This is a genomic window from Mycobacterium neglectum (assembly GCF_002591975.1).
Classification (GTDB): Bacteria; Actinomycetota; Actinomycetes; order Mycobacteriales; family Mycobacteriaceae; genus Mycobacterium; species Mycobacterium neglectum.
The window spans coordinates 6,764-24,774 of sequence record NZ_NVQE01000010.1 but is presented as its reverse complement, the minus strand read 5'-3'; the positions used below and the strand labels follow the sequence as shown (position 1 = coordinate 24,774).

Here is an 18,011-nt window from a genome sequence, read left to right as displayed (position 1 = left end):
GAGAAGGATGAGTCCGAGTAGCACCGACTTGAGCGCTATCAGGAGCGAAATCCCCATAAGGGAACTCCACTTGTCTACAGGACTCCGATCAGTTGCAGGTCGGTGACGTACTTGACGATGACAGGCGCCGACACGTGCGGGATGTCGTTGTCGGGTCCGATCTTCGCTTCTTGAACCGCGGCACGGAACCGATCGGCCGGCGCGTAGGAGCCAAGTGCCGGCTCTGGCGGCTGCAGATCCTGCGAACCCTGCAGCAGCATTAGCAGCATCTGCAGTACCGAATGCTGGCGCTGTTGATCCGGCAGGGCGCGCAGGCCGGTTTCGAAGCGCTGCAGCCACTCCCCGAAGTCGGCGATGCGATCGATGGAGTAGCCAGCCTCGATCAACCAGTCGACGTACTCGTCGATCCCGATACCGTCGTCGTGCGGGTTCATGACGTGGTAAGTCTGGAACCCGTCGACCACCGCGGTACCCAACGTCGCGACCGCCTCGGCAACGAAGTCCACGGGCAACCCGTCGAAATGCGCACGTTGCCGGTTCCCGTCGGCGTCGAGTTGGTAGAACGACGCAGGTGCGACACCGGTGGCCATGATGCTCAGCACCATGCGGGTGACGGTGTCGGACACATTGAGCTGGCCAGCGTACGTCGGATCGGCCATGATCATGCCCGAGCGGAAAACCGCGACCGGCAGCCCGCACAGGTCATGGGCCTCACGCAGCAGCACCTCACCGGCCCACTTGCTATTGCCGTAGCCATTGGCGTAACTGCCGTCGACCATCCGGGTCGAGCTGATCTCGCGGATGTCGGCATCTTCGGTGAACGCCGAGGGCTCGACCTGGCGGCCCACATCCGACGTCGACACAAACGCATAGGGCTTGAGCCTGGTTGTCAACGCGAAGCGGATCAGCTCGGCGGTGCCCACCACGTTGGGGCCGAACAACTCGCTGTAGGGCAACACGCTGTTGACGAACGCCGCCGAATCGATAATCAGATCCACCGAGTCGGCGAACTGCTGCCAAGCCTCCCGCGCCAGGCCCAGGTCCGCTTTGCCCTTATCGCCGGCCACCACCTGCAGATGCCCGGCGGCCAACTCCTGGAAGCGGCGCAGCAGCTGCGCATCGCCGCTGTCGAAGGTCTTCTCTAGACGGCGCCGTGCGTCCTGGTCGTCCTTGCCGCGCACCAAACAGATCAGCGTGCCGTCGACCTGCTCCATCTGCTCCAGCAGTTGTAGCACCAGGTAACGCCCGAGGAAACCGGTCGCCCCGGTCAGCAGCACGGTCCGCACCTCAGCACTCGGCCCGGGCAGCGACGGCGCACCCAACAGCGTCGAGGCGTCGATGAATTTGTCCAGTGTCAGATCAGCGGCATGCACCTCAGCGGCGTCGCCGTGCACCGACGCAAACCTCGGTCCATGAGCGGCAGTCGCCTGCGAGTCAGTGTCCAACCGGCGGCTCAGACCACTCACCGTCGGGAACTCGAACAACGTACGGACGGCGAGTTGGGCATCCAGCGCGGTGTTGACCGCCGCGATGACCCGCATCGCAGAGATCGAATCTCCACCCGAATCGAAGAACGAGTCGTCCACACCAACCCGGTCCACACCCAACACCTGGGCGAAGATGCCGGCGATGACCTCCTCGATCGCGTTCGACGGGGCGCGGTAGCGCGCGGCATTCTGGTATTCGGGCGCGGGCAGGCTGCGCATGTCGAGTTTGCCGTTGACCGTCAGCGGCAGCGCGTCGAGCACTACGACCGCGGCCGGCACCATGTAACCCGGCAACCGGTTGGCCAAAAGGCGGCGCATCTCGGCCGGCTCGGCGGCCCCGGTGACGTATCCCACCAGGCGTTTGTCGCCAGGACGATCCTCGCGGGCGATTACCACAGCTTGATTCACTCCGTCGAGATCGGCCAGAGCTGCTTGGATCTCACCGAGCTCGATGCGATAGCCGCGGATCTTGACCTGATCATCGGCACGACCCAGATACTCCAGCTGGCCGTCGCGGCCCCACCGCACCAGATCACCAGTTCGATACATCCTGGCCCCCGGCGCCCCGAACGGGCAGGGCACGAACCTGGATGCGGTCAATCCGGATCGGTTCACATAGCCGACGCCGACGCCACGGCCCGCGAGATAGAGCTCGCCTACTCCGCCTGCCGGTACCGGCCGCAGCCACTCGTCCAGGACGAACGTCGCACCGCTGGGGACGGGAGAACCGATCGGGGCCACAGTCGAGCCAGGCACCAAAGGCGCGCTGATCGCCCCGTAGATCGTTGCCTCGGTTGGTCCGTAAGCGTTGATCATGACCCGTCCAGGAGCCCACCGGTCCACCAGCTCGGTCGGGCAGGCTTCACCGGCGACCACCAGCGTGGTGTCCTCCAGCCCCTCGGGGGACAGCATCCCTGCCGCTGACGGTGTCTGGTACAGCACAGTCACCTGTTCGGTGACGAGCAGATCGTGCAGATCGGTCGGCGATCCTGCCACCGCCTCGGGCACGATCACCAACCGGCCACCGTGCAGCAGCGCACCCCAGATCTCCCACACCGAGACGTCGAAAACCAGCGAATGCCATTGCGACCACACCTGGCCTGGCCCCGCAGGTATTTCGGCGTGCAGTGACTCGAGCACTTGAGTGACGTTGCCGTGGGTCACCGCCACGCCCTTGGGGACACCGGTGGTGCCGGACGTGTAAATCAGGTACGCGATGTCGTCGGAGGCCGGGGTCAGCAAGGTGTTGTAGTGGAGGTAATCAGCGGGTTCGTCGACTTCGACTACCGCTACGTCGGACCCGTCCAGCCGTGCCCGAAGGTCGGCGGTCGTGACGGCGGCGATCGGCTTGGCGTCGCCGAGCATGAACTCCAACCGTGCCTCCGGCACCGACGGATCGATCGGCAGGTACGCCGCGCCGGTCTTGAGCACCGCGAGCATCCCTACGATCGCATCGTCGGAGCGCGGAACCAGCAACGCCACGGACTCACCTGGGCCAGCGCCGTACATCGCCAACAGGTTCGCCAACCGGTTGGCGGCCTCATCGAGCTCGTAGTAGGTCATCGACCGACCCTCGAATGTCAGAGCCACCGCCGCGGGAGCGCGGTCCACCTGCTCTGCAAAAACAGCCGGAATCGACATCGGCGCGGTGACCGGTTGACCCAACACCGCCCGGTTGGCCCATCCGTCGAGGTGGGCGTGCTCGTCGATGTTGAGCACGTCCACTGACGACAACCGCCGCGTGGGGTCGACGGTCATGGAAATCAGGAGCCGCTCGAAGCGTTCCATCAGCGACGCGATGCGGGCGACGTCGAAGACGTCAGAGTCGAATTCGACGCGAAGCCCCAGCTCGTGGCCCGGCAACGCCATCACCGACAGTGGGTAATGGTTGTATTCGCGGTTGTTGAACTCGGTGATCGCCAACTCGTGCACACCCGAGAACGCGCTGGTGTCGATCGGATAGCTCTCGTACAGGAACAGGGTGTCGAACAGTTGATCATGACCGGCGACGTGGTGGATCTCGTTGAGCGCCAGGTGCTCGTGCTCGACGGTGTCGTTGTGGTGGCGTTGCAGCTGTGCCAGCAAGTCGGCAACGGTGGTCGCCGCAGTCATGTCAGCGCGAACCGGCACGGTGTTGATCAGCAGGCCGACGATCGAATCGGCGCCGGCCAATTCGGCAGGCCGTCCGGAAACCGCGGTGCCGAAAGCGACATCATGCTGACCTGTCAGCCCCATCAGCAGCTGCGCCCAACCGGCCTGCAGCACGGTGTTGATGGTGGTGTGACACGACCGCGCCAACTCGCCGAGCGCGCCGGTGAGGTCGGCCGACAGCCGATACGATTCCACACCGCGGGGCCCGGGCAGGGCCGGCGGCGCGACCAGCGTGGGGGCGTCGAAGCCGTCCAACACCTTGCCCCAGGCCGTGCGCGCGGCGTCGCGATCCTGATCGGCCAGCCAGGATACGAAGTTGCGATACGGCGCGGCGGCGGGCAGCCGCTGTCCGAAGTAGCTGGCGAGAATCTCCTGCAACAGGATGGGCAGCGACCAGCCATCGATCACGATGTGATGGAAGGTCAGGACACACCGATGCCGATTGCCCGCGGTGCGGATCAGCGCGGCGCGGAAGGTCGGCCGGTCGGCGAGGTCACAGACCGCGACACGCTCGGCGGCACACAGCTGCTGGACCTCGGCATCGGAGTTCCGGTCATCCCAGCGGAGGTCGAGGTACCGCCACGCCATCACCGGATCGGCCGGGATGATCTGCACCGGCTCGCCGTACTGTTCAGAGAAGCGGGCCGCGAGGTTGGGATGGCGGGCGACAACGGTTTGCACCGCATCGCGGAAGCGGTGGGCATCGAGGGCGCCGGTCACGGTGATGTCGAGCTGCACCGCATACAGATCGTCTCCCGAACCCCGCGCGAAGGTGGAGTGGAAGAGCAGCCCCTGCTGCAACGGTGTCAGAGGCAGCACGTCGACGATGTCGTGTTCCTGTGTCAGATCGTCGATCTGCTGTTGGTTCAGTCGCGCCGGGACGAGGTCGGAGGGGGTGAGCCCGCCGCCGCCGTTGCGCACATGGGCGCAGATCCCCGTCAGGGCCTGGAACCACAGTTGGCTCAACCGGTCGGCCTGGTCGGGATCCAGCGCCGACGGCGCCCACGTCCAGGAGGCCTGCAGTTGCGGACCGTCATCGGTGTCGATGGTGCCGGCGTTGAGCTCCACGGTGTGCATCAACGGCATCGGCACCGCCGAGGCCGCCGCGGCCACCGAGAAGCCGTCCTCATTGATACGCCACAGGTCATCAGAAAGATCACCCGCACCCGCACCGAGGCGACCCAGATAGTTGAACCCGATGACCGGATCCGAGCCACCCAGATCCACCTCGGGATTCAGATAGCGCAGCAGGCCGTAGGTCAACGGATCAGGCAGGGCGCGCAGCTGCTCCTTGGCGTCCTTGACCACTGGGCCCAGCGCGGCGTCACCGGCGATCACCTGCTCCCACGACAACCCGCCGACGGTTAGCGCCACCGGATATTTGGTGGTGAACCAGCCCACCGTGCGCGACAAGTCGACATCGGGGCCCAGCTCCTCATGGCGGCCGTGGCCCTCGACGTCAAAGCCGATCGGCGCCTGCCCGGTGCCCAAGAACTCCGTCCAGGCCAACCCGAACGCAATCAACAGAATGTCTTGCACCCCTGCATGAAACGCCGCAGGCACCTCACCTAGCAGCGGCCGCGTGGTGGCGGCATCCAGCGACACCGACAACTCCTTGGCCGTGACATAGGTGTCCATCGCAGGATTGACCGCAGGAAGCGCGACCGGAGCCGCCGTCACCTGCCCCCACGCCTCAGCCTGCTCGACGACCTGCGGGTTGCGGGCGTACTCCTCCAGCAGCGAAGCCCAGTGCTGGAACGACGTCCCGCCCGTCGGCAACTCCACCGGCTGCCCGCCGTGATGCTGCATCCAGGCGATGTTGAGATCTTCCAACAGGATCCGCCACGACACCCCGTCGACGGCCAGGTGATGGATCATCAGCGCCAACTGTCCGGTGTCGGGCACCCACAGTGCGCTCAACATCGCTCCGGCAGCCGGATTCAACCGAGACCGCGCCCCTATCAGCGCCTCATCGGTCAACGCGTCGACCACATACAGGCACGGCCGGGCATCGACCGACCCCACCTTGGGCACATGCAGTGACCACTGGCCGGCGCCGTCGTCCTCGACACACAGCCGCAGCGTGGCATGCCGATCCAGCAGCGCCTGCAACACACTTACGACGTCGGCCTCGGTTACCCCGGCCGGGGCCTGCAGCACCAGCGTCTGGTTGAACTCCCCGACCGGGCCGTCAACACTCTGCAACCACCGAATGATCGGGGTAGCCGTCACCGCACCGATGCCCTCGTCGACGACCGCGGCCTCACCGCCGACCACCTTGGCCACCGACGCCAGCCGGGCCACGGTCTGCTCGACGAAGATGTCGCGCGGCCGGCACAGGACCCCGGCGGCGCGCGCGCGGGCGACCACCTGCATTGACAAGATGCTGTCGCCGCCCAGGTCGAAGAACGAGTCATCGACCCCGACCCGCTCGACCCCGAGCACCTGGGCATAGATCCCGGTCAGGATCTCCTCGACCGGGGTGCCCGGAGCGCGATAGTCAGCACCGTTGCCCCGGAATTCGGGCGCCGGCAAGGCGCGCTTGTCCAGTTTGCCGTTGACGGTCAGCGGCAGCGCCTCCAGCACCACCACCGCGACGGGCACCATGTAGGCGGGTAGCCGATTGGCCAGCGCGCTGCGCACCTCGGCCGGATCGGCGGTCCCGGTGATGTATCCGACCAGACGCTTGTCGCCAGGACGGTCCTCACGCGCGATGACCGCTGCGTGTTCCACCCCGTCCAGCCGAGCCAGTGCAGCCTGGATCTCGCCGAGCTCGATGCGGAAGCCGCGGATCTTGACCTGCTCATCGGCGCGGCCCAGGTAGTGCAGCTGTCCGTCTTCGCCCCACCGCACCAGATCGCCGGTGCGATACATCCGCGCACCGGGTCCGCCGAACGGGCACGCGACAAACCGCGACGCCGACAGGCCAGCCCGACCCAAATAGCCGGCCGCTACCCCCGCACCGGCCACGTACAGCTCACCGACCACGCCCTCCGGCGCCAGCCGAAGCCACTTGTCCAGCACAATCAACGCCGCCCCGCGCACCGGCGAGCCGATCGGGGCCACATCCGATCCCGGTGTCAGTGGCTTACTCATCGCCGCGTAAATGGTTGCCTCGGTCGGGCCGTACGCGTTGATCATCACCCGATCAGCCGTCGCCCACCGATCCACCAACTCCGTCGGGCACGCCTCCCCGGCCACCACCAGCGTCGTCGACTCCAACTCCTCCGGCGAGAGCATCCCTGCCGCCGACGGGGTTTGGCACAGGATGCTCACCTTTTCGGTGACCAGCAGGTTGTGGAAATCTATCGGCGAGCTCGCCACCGCTTCGGGCACCACGACCAGTCGGCCACCGTGCAGCAGCGCACCCCAGATCTCCCACACCGAGACGTCGAACACCAGGGAATGCCATTGCGACCACACCTGACCTGGCCCCGAAGGCAGGTCGGTGCGCAATGACTCAACCAATGACGTCACATTCTGGTGAGTGACCGCGACCGCCTTGGGGACGCCGGTGGTGCCCGACGTGTAGGTCATGTAAGCCAGGTCGTCAGGCACCGGCATCGACACTTCGGTGCTGGGTTGGCGGTCGACGGCGGGATCATCGAAGTCGATGACCTGCAGGTCGGACCCCTCGAGGCGCGAACGCAGGCCCGCCGACGTGATCGCGGCGATGGGCGCCGCGTCGCCGAGCATGAATGCGATTCGCTCGTCGGGATGCGCGGAATCGATCGGCAGATACGCCGCCCCGTTCTTGAGCACCGCCAAGATAGCGATGATCGCCTCGGCGGAACGGGGAATCAGCAGCGCTACGGACTCACCCGGTCCGGCGCCGTGGTCGGCCAGCAGGTGCGCCAACCGGTTCGCGGCCTCATCCAGTTCGCGATACGTCCACGACCGCTCGCCGCATACCAGCGCCACCGCCTCCGGGGCACGGACCACCTGCGCGGCGAACAACACCGGAATCGACACGGGCGCGCTCGCCGGCTGGGACAACACCGCCCGATTGCCCCACTCAGCCAGCTGGTCGTGCTCAAAGTCGTCGAGAAGGTCCAAGGACAAAAGTGTCCGTGTGGGATCGGCACTCATGACTTCCCCCTCGTGTCAGCGGTCATCGCTTCGAGCACGCGCCGGAACCGATCAACCAGCTTTCCGATGCGGGCGGTGGTGAACACGTCCATATCGAATTCGACCCGTAGGCCCAATTCGTTACCTGGCACAGCCTGGACCGACAGCGGGTAGTGGTTGTACTCGCGGTTGGTGTAGCCGGTGATCGCCATTTCGGGCACGTTCAACATGCCTGCCGTGTCGATCGGATAGTTCTCGTAGATAAAGACTGTGTCGAACAGTTGGTCTTGCCCCGTGGCGCGGTGGATCTCGTTCAGCGCCAAATGTTGGTGTTCTAACGTGTCAGTGTACGTGGTCTGCAATTGATTCAGCAAATCAGCAATTGTGGTGGCTGGTGTGACGCTTGCCCGTACAGGCACGGTATTGATCAAAAGTCCGACCATGGATTCCGCGCCCGGCAAATCAGTTGGCCGCCCGGAAACGGCGGTGCCGAAGGCCACATCGTGGTGGCCGGTCAGCCACATCAGCATCTGGGCCCACGCCGCCTGCAGCACCGTGCTGACGGTGGTGTGGCATGAACGCGCCAGCTCGCTGAGCGCCTGCGTGGTCTCGGCGGACACCTGGAACTCTTCGACGCCACGCGGCCCGAGCGCCAATCGGCCTGGCGGACCCACCAGGGTTGGGTTGTCAAAACCGGCGAGCGCCTTACGCCACGCTGCCTGCGCGGCATCCCGATCCTGTCGAGCCAACCAGGTGACAAACCGTCGATAGGTCGCAGGCGCGGGCAGCCGCGCACCGAAATAGCCGGCGAATATCTCTTGCAACATGATCGGCTTTGACCAGCCGTCCAGCACGATGTGGTGATTGGTGAGCACGAACCGGTACTGGTCTTCCGCTGTGCGGATCAATGCAGCTCTGAACGGCGAGTTGTCGACCAGGTCGCACACCGCGGCGCGTTCGGCGGTGCTCAACTGCTGAATCTGGTCCTCGATATCGGCGGCGCGACCGTCCAGCTCGACATATTGCCATGTCAGCGCCGGATCGGCCGGGATGACCTGCACCGGCTCACCGAAGTCCTCGTTGAAGTGGGCCACCAGGTTCGGATGACGATTCACCATGTTCTGCACGGCGCTGCGAAGACGCTCGGGATCGAGCTGGCCAGCCACCGTGATGTCCAGCTGGACCGCGTACAGATCCTCGTTGCCGGGCGCGGCGCCGGTGTGGAACAACAGCCCTTGCTGTAGCGGGGTCAGCGGCAGCACGTCGGCGATCGGGTATTGCTGTGTCAGCTCGTCGATCTGCTGCTGGCTCACCCGGGCCGGCAAGACGTCCGACGGGGTCAACCCGCCGCCACCCTGTCGCACGTGCGCGCAGATACCGGCCAGCGCGTCGAACCACAACTGGCCGACCCGGCTGACCTGCTCGTGATCCAACGCAGAGGTCGCCCACGTCCACGTCGCGTGCAGGTGCGGGCCAGTGTCGGTGTCCATGGTGCCGGCGTTGAGCTCCACGGTGTGGCCGAGCGGTGTGGGCACCGCGGTGGCCGCGGCGATGATCGACACATCGTCTTGGTTAATCCGCCAGAAATCCTCGGACAGCTCGGCCGCGGCCGCGCCCAACCGGCCCAGATAGTTGAAGCCGATCGAGGGATCCGACCCATCCAGATCCACATCGGGATTCATATAGCGCAACAGACCGTAGGTCAGCCCATCGGGCAGCGCGCGCAGTTGCTCCTTGGCGTCCTTGATCAGCGCACTCAACGCAGCGTCGCCGGCGGTCACCTGCTCCCAGGACACTCCCCCCAAGCTCAGCGCCACCGGGTACTTGGAGGTGAACCAGCCCACCGTGCGCGACAAGTCAGCATCGCCCAGATCCTCCTGACGGCCGTGACCCTCGACGTCGATGCCGATCGGTGCGCTACCGGACCCCAAGAACTCGGCGAAGGCCAACCCGAAGGCGATCAACAAGATGTCTTGCACGCCGGCATGGAACGCCGCGGGCACCTCACCCAGCAGCTGCCGGGTGGTGTCGGCGTCCAGCTCTACCGACCATTGCCCGGCATTGGCGTAGGTATCGACCTCGGGCTTGACCGCAGGCAACGCGGCCGGAACAGCGGCCACCTGCCGCCACGCCTCGGCGTTCTTCACCACCGCGGTACTGCGCGCATGCTCATCGAGCAGCGAGGCCCACCGCTGGAACGAGGTGCCCCCAGTCGGTAACGCCACGTCCTGTCCGCTGTGATGCTGGGCCCACGCAATATTGAGGTCTTCCAACAGAATTCGCCACGACACAGCGTCCACCGCCAAGTGGTGAATCATCAGCACCAACTGGCTGGTGTCTTGCACCCACAACGCGCTGAGCATCGCCCCAGCGGCCGGGTTCAACCGCGACCGCGCCTCCACCAAGGCCTCATCAGAGAAGGTAACCACCGAGTGCAGGCAACTGCGCGCATCAACCGCGCCCACCTCGGGCACGCTCAATGACAGGCCGCCGGCGCCGTCGTCATCTTCGAGTAGCCGCAACATGCCGTGCCGGTCCAGCAGGGCCTGCAGCACGACGACCACATCGGCCTCGCCGACTCCCGCGGGGGCCTGCACGACCACCGTCTGGTTGAACTGATCAACCGGGCCATCCAGACTGTTCAGCCAACCCATGATCGGGGTGGACACCACCGGCCCGATGCCCCCATCGACCGCACCGAATTCGCCGTCGGCGAAAACGGTCACTTGTGCCAGTCGACCTACGGTCTGCTCGACGAAGATGTCGCGCGGCCGACACACCAGCCCGGCCGCCCGCGCGCGGGCCACCACCTGCATCGACAGAATGCTGTCGCCGCCCAGGTCAAAGAACGAGTCGTCGACACCGACCCGCTCGACCCCAAGGACTTCGGCGTAAATGCCGGCCAGGATCTCCTCGAATGCACCGGACGGCGCGCGGTAGCTGTCGGCGTCGTTGAACTCCGGTGCCGGTAGGGCGCGAGAGTCCAACTTGCCGTTGACCGTCAACGGCAGCGTTTCCAGCACCACCACAGCGGCGGGCACCATATACGTCGGTAGGCGTTCGGCGAGCTTCGCGCGCGCCGTGGTGGGGTCGACCGCGCCGGTCACGTAGCCCACCAGCCGCTTGTCACCGGGACGGTCCTCACGGACGATCACCGCCGCCTGGTCGACGCCGTCCAGACCTGCCAACACGGCCTGGATCTCCCCCAACTCGATGCGGTAGCCGCGAATCTTGACCTGCTTGTCGGCACGACCCTCATACCGCAGCTGCCCATCAGCACCCCAGCGCACCAGATCCCCGGTGCGATACATCCGCGTCCCCGGACCTCCGAAGGGGCATGCGACGAACCGCGTCGACGTCAGGTCCGACCGACCGACGTAGCCACTAGCGAGCCCGGCGCCGGCCACATACAACTCGCCGACCACACCCGCTGGCACCTGCCGCATCCACTGGTCCAGCACGAAGAAGGCAAGGTGCTCCAAGGGCAGGCCGATGGGGCTGGAGTTGCTGGCGACGTCCCCCTCGCCGATCTCCCGGAACGAGGCATGCACCGTCGTCTCGGTGATGCCGTACATGTTGATCATGCGCGGCAGTCCCGGATGGCTATGCATCCACGTCGAAAGACGCTGCGGCTCAAGCGCTTCGCCGCCGAACACCACCGTCTGAAGCTTCAGCTGCTGTCCCAGCTCCGGCTGCAGTGCGTCGGCGGTCTGCAACGCGTAAAACGCCGAAGGCGTCTGGCTGAGGACACTGACCTGTTCGGTGACCAGCAGCGCGTGGAGTTCTTCCGGTGAACGGACGATCGAATCCGGCACGATCAGCAGTCGCCCACCGTAAAGGAGCGCACCCCAGATCTCCCACACCGAGTAGTCGAATGCCAGCGAATGGCACTGCGTCCACACCTGCCCCAGCGACAGTTCGACGTCGAGTGATTCCAGCAGCCTGGTGACGTTGCGGTGAGTGACGGCAACGCCTTTGGGGGTTCCGGTGGTGCCGGAGGTGTAGATGATGTACGCGATGTCGTCGGGCGACGGCGTGAAGAGCTCGGCGTCAGCTTGGGTTTCGACGGCGGGATCATCGACATCGATAACGGGCACATCAAACTGCTCGAGCCGCGCACGCAGGTCCGCGGTGGTGACAGCGGCGATCGGCGCGGCATCGCCGAGCACAAATTCGATTCGGGCATCGGGATGGGCGGGATCGATCGGCAGATACGCCGCACCGGTTTTCAGCACCGCCAGGATCGCTGCGATCGCTTCGTGAGTACGGGGAAGCAGCAGCGCAACACGTTGTCCCGGGCCCGCGCCGAGGCCGGACAGTCGATGGGCCAGCCGATTGGCGGCCTCATCGAGCTCGCCGTAGGTGATCGACCGACCCTCGAACGTCACCGCCACCGCCTCCGGGGCGCGGGTCACCTGGTCGTCGAACATCGCCGTGATCGACATCGGCGTCGTGGCCGGCCGGCCGAACACCGCCCGGTTGCCCCATTCGTCGAGTTCGTCACGCTCGCCGGCAGCGAGCGGATCGATCGACGACAACTGCTGGGTCGGATTGGCGGCCATGGCCACCAACACCTGCTCAAGCCGACCGAGCAGAGTCTTTACTGCGTCTGCGTCGTACACGTCGGTGTCGTATTCGACGCGCAGGCTCACTTCGTGACCCGGCGTCGCCACCACCGAAAGGGGGTAGTGGTTGTATTCGCGGCTGCTGAAATCGGTGACCGCCAAGTCCTGCACACTCAACAGCGCGCCGGGGTCGATCGGATAATTCTCGTAGACGAACAGGGTGTCGAACAGGCGGTCCTGCCCAGTCACCTTATGAATCTCACCCAACGCCAGATGCTCATGCTCGACAGTGTTGTTGTGGTCGCGCTGCAACTGATCCAGTAGATCGGCCACCGTGGACGCCGCGGTCATGTTCGCGCGCACCGGCACCGTGTTGATCAACAACCCGACCATCGACTCTGCGCCGGCCAAATCCACCGGACGCCCCGACACCGCGGAGCCGAACGCGACATCCTGATGACCGGTCAACCACATCAGCAGCTGCGCCCACGCCGCCTGCATCACCGTGTTGACTGTCGTGTGCTGAGCGCGCGCCAACTCCCCCAGCGTCTGCGTGATCTCCGCGGAGAGCCGGTAGGACTGCACTCCACGCACACCGGCCTGCGCCGGCGGCGCCACCAATGTGGGGGTGTCGAAACCGTTGAGCACCTCGCCCCAGGCCGCGCGCGCAGCTTCACGATCCTGATCGGCAAGCCACGTCACGAAATTGCGGTACGGCACGGGCGCGGGCAGTCGCTGCCCGAAGTAACCGGCGAAGATGTCCTGCAACAGCACCGGCAGCGACCAGCCATCGATCACGATGTGGTGAATGGTCACCACCAGCCGGTGGCGGTTCTCCGGCGTGCGGATCAGTGCAGCACGAAACAGCGGCTGGGCACCAGACAGGTCACACACCGCCGTACGTTCGGCAGCGCAGATCTGCTCGATCCGTTCATCGACACCGACACCGGCGTCAGGGTTCAATTCGACGTACTGCCAAGCGATTTCGGGATCAGCCGGGATGATCTGCACCGGCTCGTCGAACTGTTCCGAGACGAACCGCGCCGCAACGTTCGGGTGGCGCCTGACCATGTTCTGCACCGCATCACGCAGCCGGTCGGGATCCAAAGCTCCGGCCACAGTGATGCCCAGCTGCACGGCATAAACATCGTCGCCGGACCCCTCCAGGAAGCCGGCCTGGAACAACAGTCCCTGCTGCAGCGGAGTCAGCGGCAGCACATCGGCGAACCGATTCTGCCGCGCAAGGTCATCGATCTGCTTTTGGCTCAGTCGAGCGGGCGCGAGATCCGACGGGGTCAACCCGCCCCCACCCTGGCGCACATGCGCGCAAATGCCCGCCAGCGCCTCAAACCACAGTTGGCTCAGCCGATCGATCTGACCGCCATCGACCGCGGAGGTCGCCCACGTCCATGCGGCCTGTAATTGGGGGCCGGCATCAGTATCGGCGGTGCCGGCGTTGAGCTCCACCGTGTGCGCCAGTCGCATGGGCACCGCCGAAGCGACATCGGCCATCGACAGGCTGTCCGGGCTGATCCGCCACAGATCATCGGAAAGATCGCCCGCACCCGCGCCCAACCGTCCCAGATAGTTGAACCCGATGACCGGATCCGACCCACCGAGATCGACATCGGGGTTCAAGTAACGCAGCAGGCCATACGTAAGACCGTCGGGCAGCGCCCGCAGTTGCTCCTTGGCATTCTTGATGACAGGACCCATAACGCCGTCGCCGGCGGTGACCCGCTCCCATGACAACCCACCAACAGCCAACGCCACCGGGTACTTGGTGGTGAACCAGCCCACCGTGCGCGACAGATCGACGTCCGGACCCAGCTCCTCATGGCGGCCGTGGCCCTCCACATCAAAGCCCATCGGCGCCGTGCCGTGGCCCATGAACTCTGCCCAGGCCAACCCGAACGCGACCAGCAGAATGTCTTGCACGCCGGCATGGAACGCCGTAGGCACCTCACCGAGCAGCTGCCGCGTCGTGTCCACATCCAGCGACACCGCCAGCCGGCCGGCATTGGCGTAGGTATCGACCTCGGGTTGTGGCGCAGGCAAGGCGCTCGGTAGCGCCGCCACCTGCCGCCAGGCCTCGGTATTCGCGACGACCGTCAAGCTGCGCGCATAGTCGTCGAGCAGCGAGGCCCACCGTTGAAACGAGGTGCCGCCCGTCGGCAACTCCACCGGCTGCCCGCTGTGATGCTGGGCCCAAGCAATGTTGAGGTCTTCCAACAGAATTCGCCACGACACCCCATCAACAGCCAAGTGATGGATCACCAACACCAACTGGCTCGACCCGGCTGCCCACAGCGCACTGAGCATCATCCCCGCGGCCGGGTTCAACCGTGACCGCGCCGCCACCACCGCCTCATCGGTCAACGCGTCGACCACATGCACGCAATCGCCGGCGTTCACCGAGCCGGGTTCGGGCACCGTCAGCGACCACTCGCTGGTCCCGTCGTGGTCCTCGGCGCGCAACCGCAGCGTGGCGTGCCGGTCCAGCAGCGCCTGCAGAACAGTTTCGACGTCGGCCTGGCTCACCCCGTCGGGGGCCTGCAGCACCAGAGTCTGGTTGAACTCCGCGGCCGGGCCCTCGATGTCGTGCAACCAGCGGATGATCGGGGTGGGCACCACCGCGCCGATACCCTCATCGACGACCGCGGCCTCACCTCCGACCACCGTGGCCACCGCAGCCAGCCGGGCCACCGTCTGCTCAACGAAAATGTCGCGTGGCCGGCACAGCACTCCCGCCGCCCGGGCGTGTGACACCACCTGCATCGACAAGATGCTGTCGCCGCCCAGGTCGAAGAACGAGTCGTCCACCCCGACCCGCTCAACCCCCAATACCTGGGCGAAGATGCCGGCCAGGATCTCCTCGATCGCCGTGGCCGGGGCCCGATAATCAGCGCCGAGGCGCTGGTATTCAGGTGCCGGCAGGGCGCGGGTATCCAACTTGCCGTTGGACGTCAGCGGCAGCCTCTCCAACACCACGATCGCGGTCGGCACCATGTAGGGCGGTAGCCGATCCGCCAGTCGGGCCCGGAGTTCGGCCGTATCGGCGGCTCCAGTGATGTAACCCACCAAGCGCTTGTCTCCGGCGCGGTCCTCGCGAGCGATCACCGCGGCCTGATCCACCCCGTCCAGGCTGGCCAGCGCAGCCTGGATCTCCCCCAGCTCGATGCGGAAGCCACGAATCTTGACCTGCTCATCGGCGCGGCCGAGATACTGCAGCTGCCCGTCCTCGCCCCAGCACACCAGATCCCCGGTGCGATACATCCGCCCGCCGGGCTCCCCGAACGGGCACGCCACAAACCGCGACGCCGTCAGGCCGGACCGACCTAGGTAGCCGGCCGTCACCCCTTCGCCGGCCACATACAACTCACCGACGACACCGGCTGGCACCGGCTGCATCCAGGTGTCCAACACGAACAGTGCCGCTCCGGGCACCGGCAAACCGATCGGCGCCACACCGGACCCCGGCGACAGTGGTGCACTGACCGTCGCACAAATCGTCGTCTCGGTCGGGCCGTAGCCGTTGACCATCACCCGCCCGCTCGCCCACCGATCGACCAGCTCGGTCGGGAGAGCCTCGCCCACCACCGCCAACGCCATCGATTCGAGACCCTCGGGCGACAGCATCGCCACCGCCGAGGGGGTTTGAGTCAAGACGGTGACCTGTTCGGAGATCAGCAGGGCGTGAAGATCCTCGGGTGAGCTCGCGACCGCTTCGCGCACGACTACCAGCCGCCCACCTCGTAGCAACGGACCCCAGATCTCCCACACCGACGCGTCAAACGCCAACGAATGACACAACGTCCACGTGGCTGGCTGGGGGAAACCGGCTTCCAGATCTCTCATCAGGTGACCGGCGCTGTGGTGGGTGACCGCCACACCTTTGGGTGTTCCGGTGGTTCCCGAGGTGTAGATGACGTACGCCAAGTCGTCAGGGGCCGGACTCCGCAGCGCTGTGCTGGGTTGCGCATCGATTGCGGGATCGTCGACGTCGATGACCAACACATCGGTCTCGTCCAGCCGCGACCGCAGCCCGGAGGTACTGATCGCCGCGATCGGTGCGGCATCGGCGAGGATGAACTCCAACCGTGATTCCGGCATCGACGGGTCGATCGGCACATAGGCGGCCCCGGTCTTGAGCACGGCCAGAATCGCGATGACCGCCTCCGCGGAGCGAGGAACCAGCAGCGCGACGAATTCACCCGGCCCGGCGCCGCGGTCAGCCAGCAGGTGCGACAGGCGGTTGGCCGCCTCGTCCAGCTCGCGATAGCTCCACGACCGCTCCCCACACACCAGCGCCACCGTCTCCGGTGAGCTGTCCACATGCGTGGCAAACAATTCCGGAATCGAGAGCCGGGCGGACGCCGATCGCGTCAACACCGCCTTATTACCGATGCGTTCCAGAGTCGCGTGCTCTTCTGCGTCCAGCGCATCTATGGATGACAGTGGCCGATCCGGGTCGGCCGCCATCGCCACCACAATGCGCTCCAGGCGCTCCGCCAAATTTGCGACTCCGAAGCTGGCGAACGGCTGCCCCGGACCGGCGGTGCCGACGAACATCTGGTCGCTGGCGCCGGAGAAGAACAATCCGAAGTGACCCATCGGGCCGTGATTGGTAAAGGCCGCTGTTGCCGGAACGCCTGCGAGGTCCAGCGTGAGCCGGGACGGCAGGAAGCTGATCGCGACCCGATCTGATGTCTGCCTGGGACCCCGAGAGTTTCCGTCGTCATCGAGGCCGTGTACCGGAAATCGCTGATGCTGCAACAGCTCTCGTATGCGCAAATCGACGTGCCGACAGAACTCGCCTGCCGTAGCGTCGGGTGGAGCCGACAGCACCAGAGGTACCATTCCGGCGAGCATTGCAGGAAGTGTCTTCGACTCTTCGCCCACCCGCCTGCTGACCGGGAAGTCCAGCGCGACCTCTGAGCCGTTGCCAGACCACGATCGCGCCAACAACGCCAACGCCGCGGTCATCACCGTATGCCGCCGGATGCGCAATGTCTTTGACAGCGACTTGATGCCACCAATGGCCGCTTGACCTACTTGAACGGACGCCGAAGGCGCGTACGCGTCATGCCGGCTGGCTAGTTGGGACGCTCGGTGATCCAGTCCGCTCTCCGGCGGACGATTGTTATTCCAGTAGACTTGGTCTTCCTGAAAGTCGGTGGACGCTGCATATCCAGCCTCGAGATCGACCAAGTCCCGCAGGGAGCCAAAATATGCGGGAGAGACGGGTTCCCCCTTGACCATCGCCGTGTAAATCGATGCGATTCGACGGCAGACCAGCGCCATGCCCACACCGTCTACAGAAATGTGGTGGCCCAAGCCGAACGCAAAATATTGATCTGGCTGAGTCTTAAATAGGGCGAATGTCACCAACTTGCCGGTGAGCGGCATCAGGGTGTGCTGAATTGACGAGGCTATCTCGCGGACTCTTTCCGCGGGATCGTCCGAATCGCTGACGTCATAGAACGGCAACTCGAGGTCGGAGTAATCAACCGGCTTCTGTAAGACTTGGCCATCCATCTCAAAAAACGCGGCCCGGGCCGGTTCAGCTTCTTGCAGGGCTTGACGGATCGCCTGGTGCAGAAGATCGCGTTCAATCGCGCCGTCAATTCTTACGAGGAGGCCGAGCTGCCACTCCGTTCCGACGAGACCGCTTTCCTGCGAAAGCCAGATATCCAGCTGGCCTCGCGAAAGCGGCAATCCCCCATTGTTGGGTTCCATG

General features: G+C 65.4%; 2 protein-coding genes. Both read right to left on the bottom strand.

From position 1 onward, the window contains the following. Window positions 1-74 precede the first annotated feature (74 nt). Complete coding sequence (locus CSQ99_RS10340; RefSeq protein WP_099038964.1) at window positions 75-7,727, bottom strand: non-ribosomal peptide synthetase; 7,653 nt, start codon at window positions 7,725-7,727, stop codon at window positions 75-77. After that, window positions 7,724-18,010, bottom strand: a complete 10,287-nt coding sequence (locus CSQ99_RS10335; RefSeq protein WP_099038963.1) for a non-ribosomal peptide synthetase — start codon at window positions 18,008-18,010, stop codon at window positions 7,724-7,726. Before CSQ99_RS10335 ends, CSQ99_RS10340 begins: the two co-directional genes overlap by 4 nt. Window position 18,011: the final 1 nt, after the last annotated feature.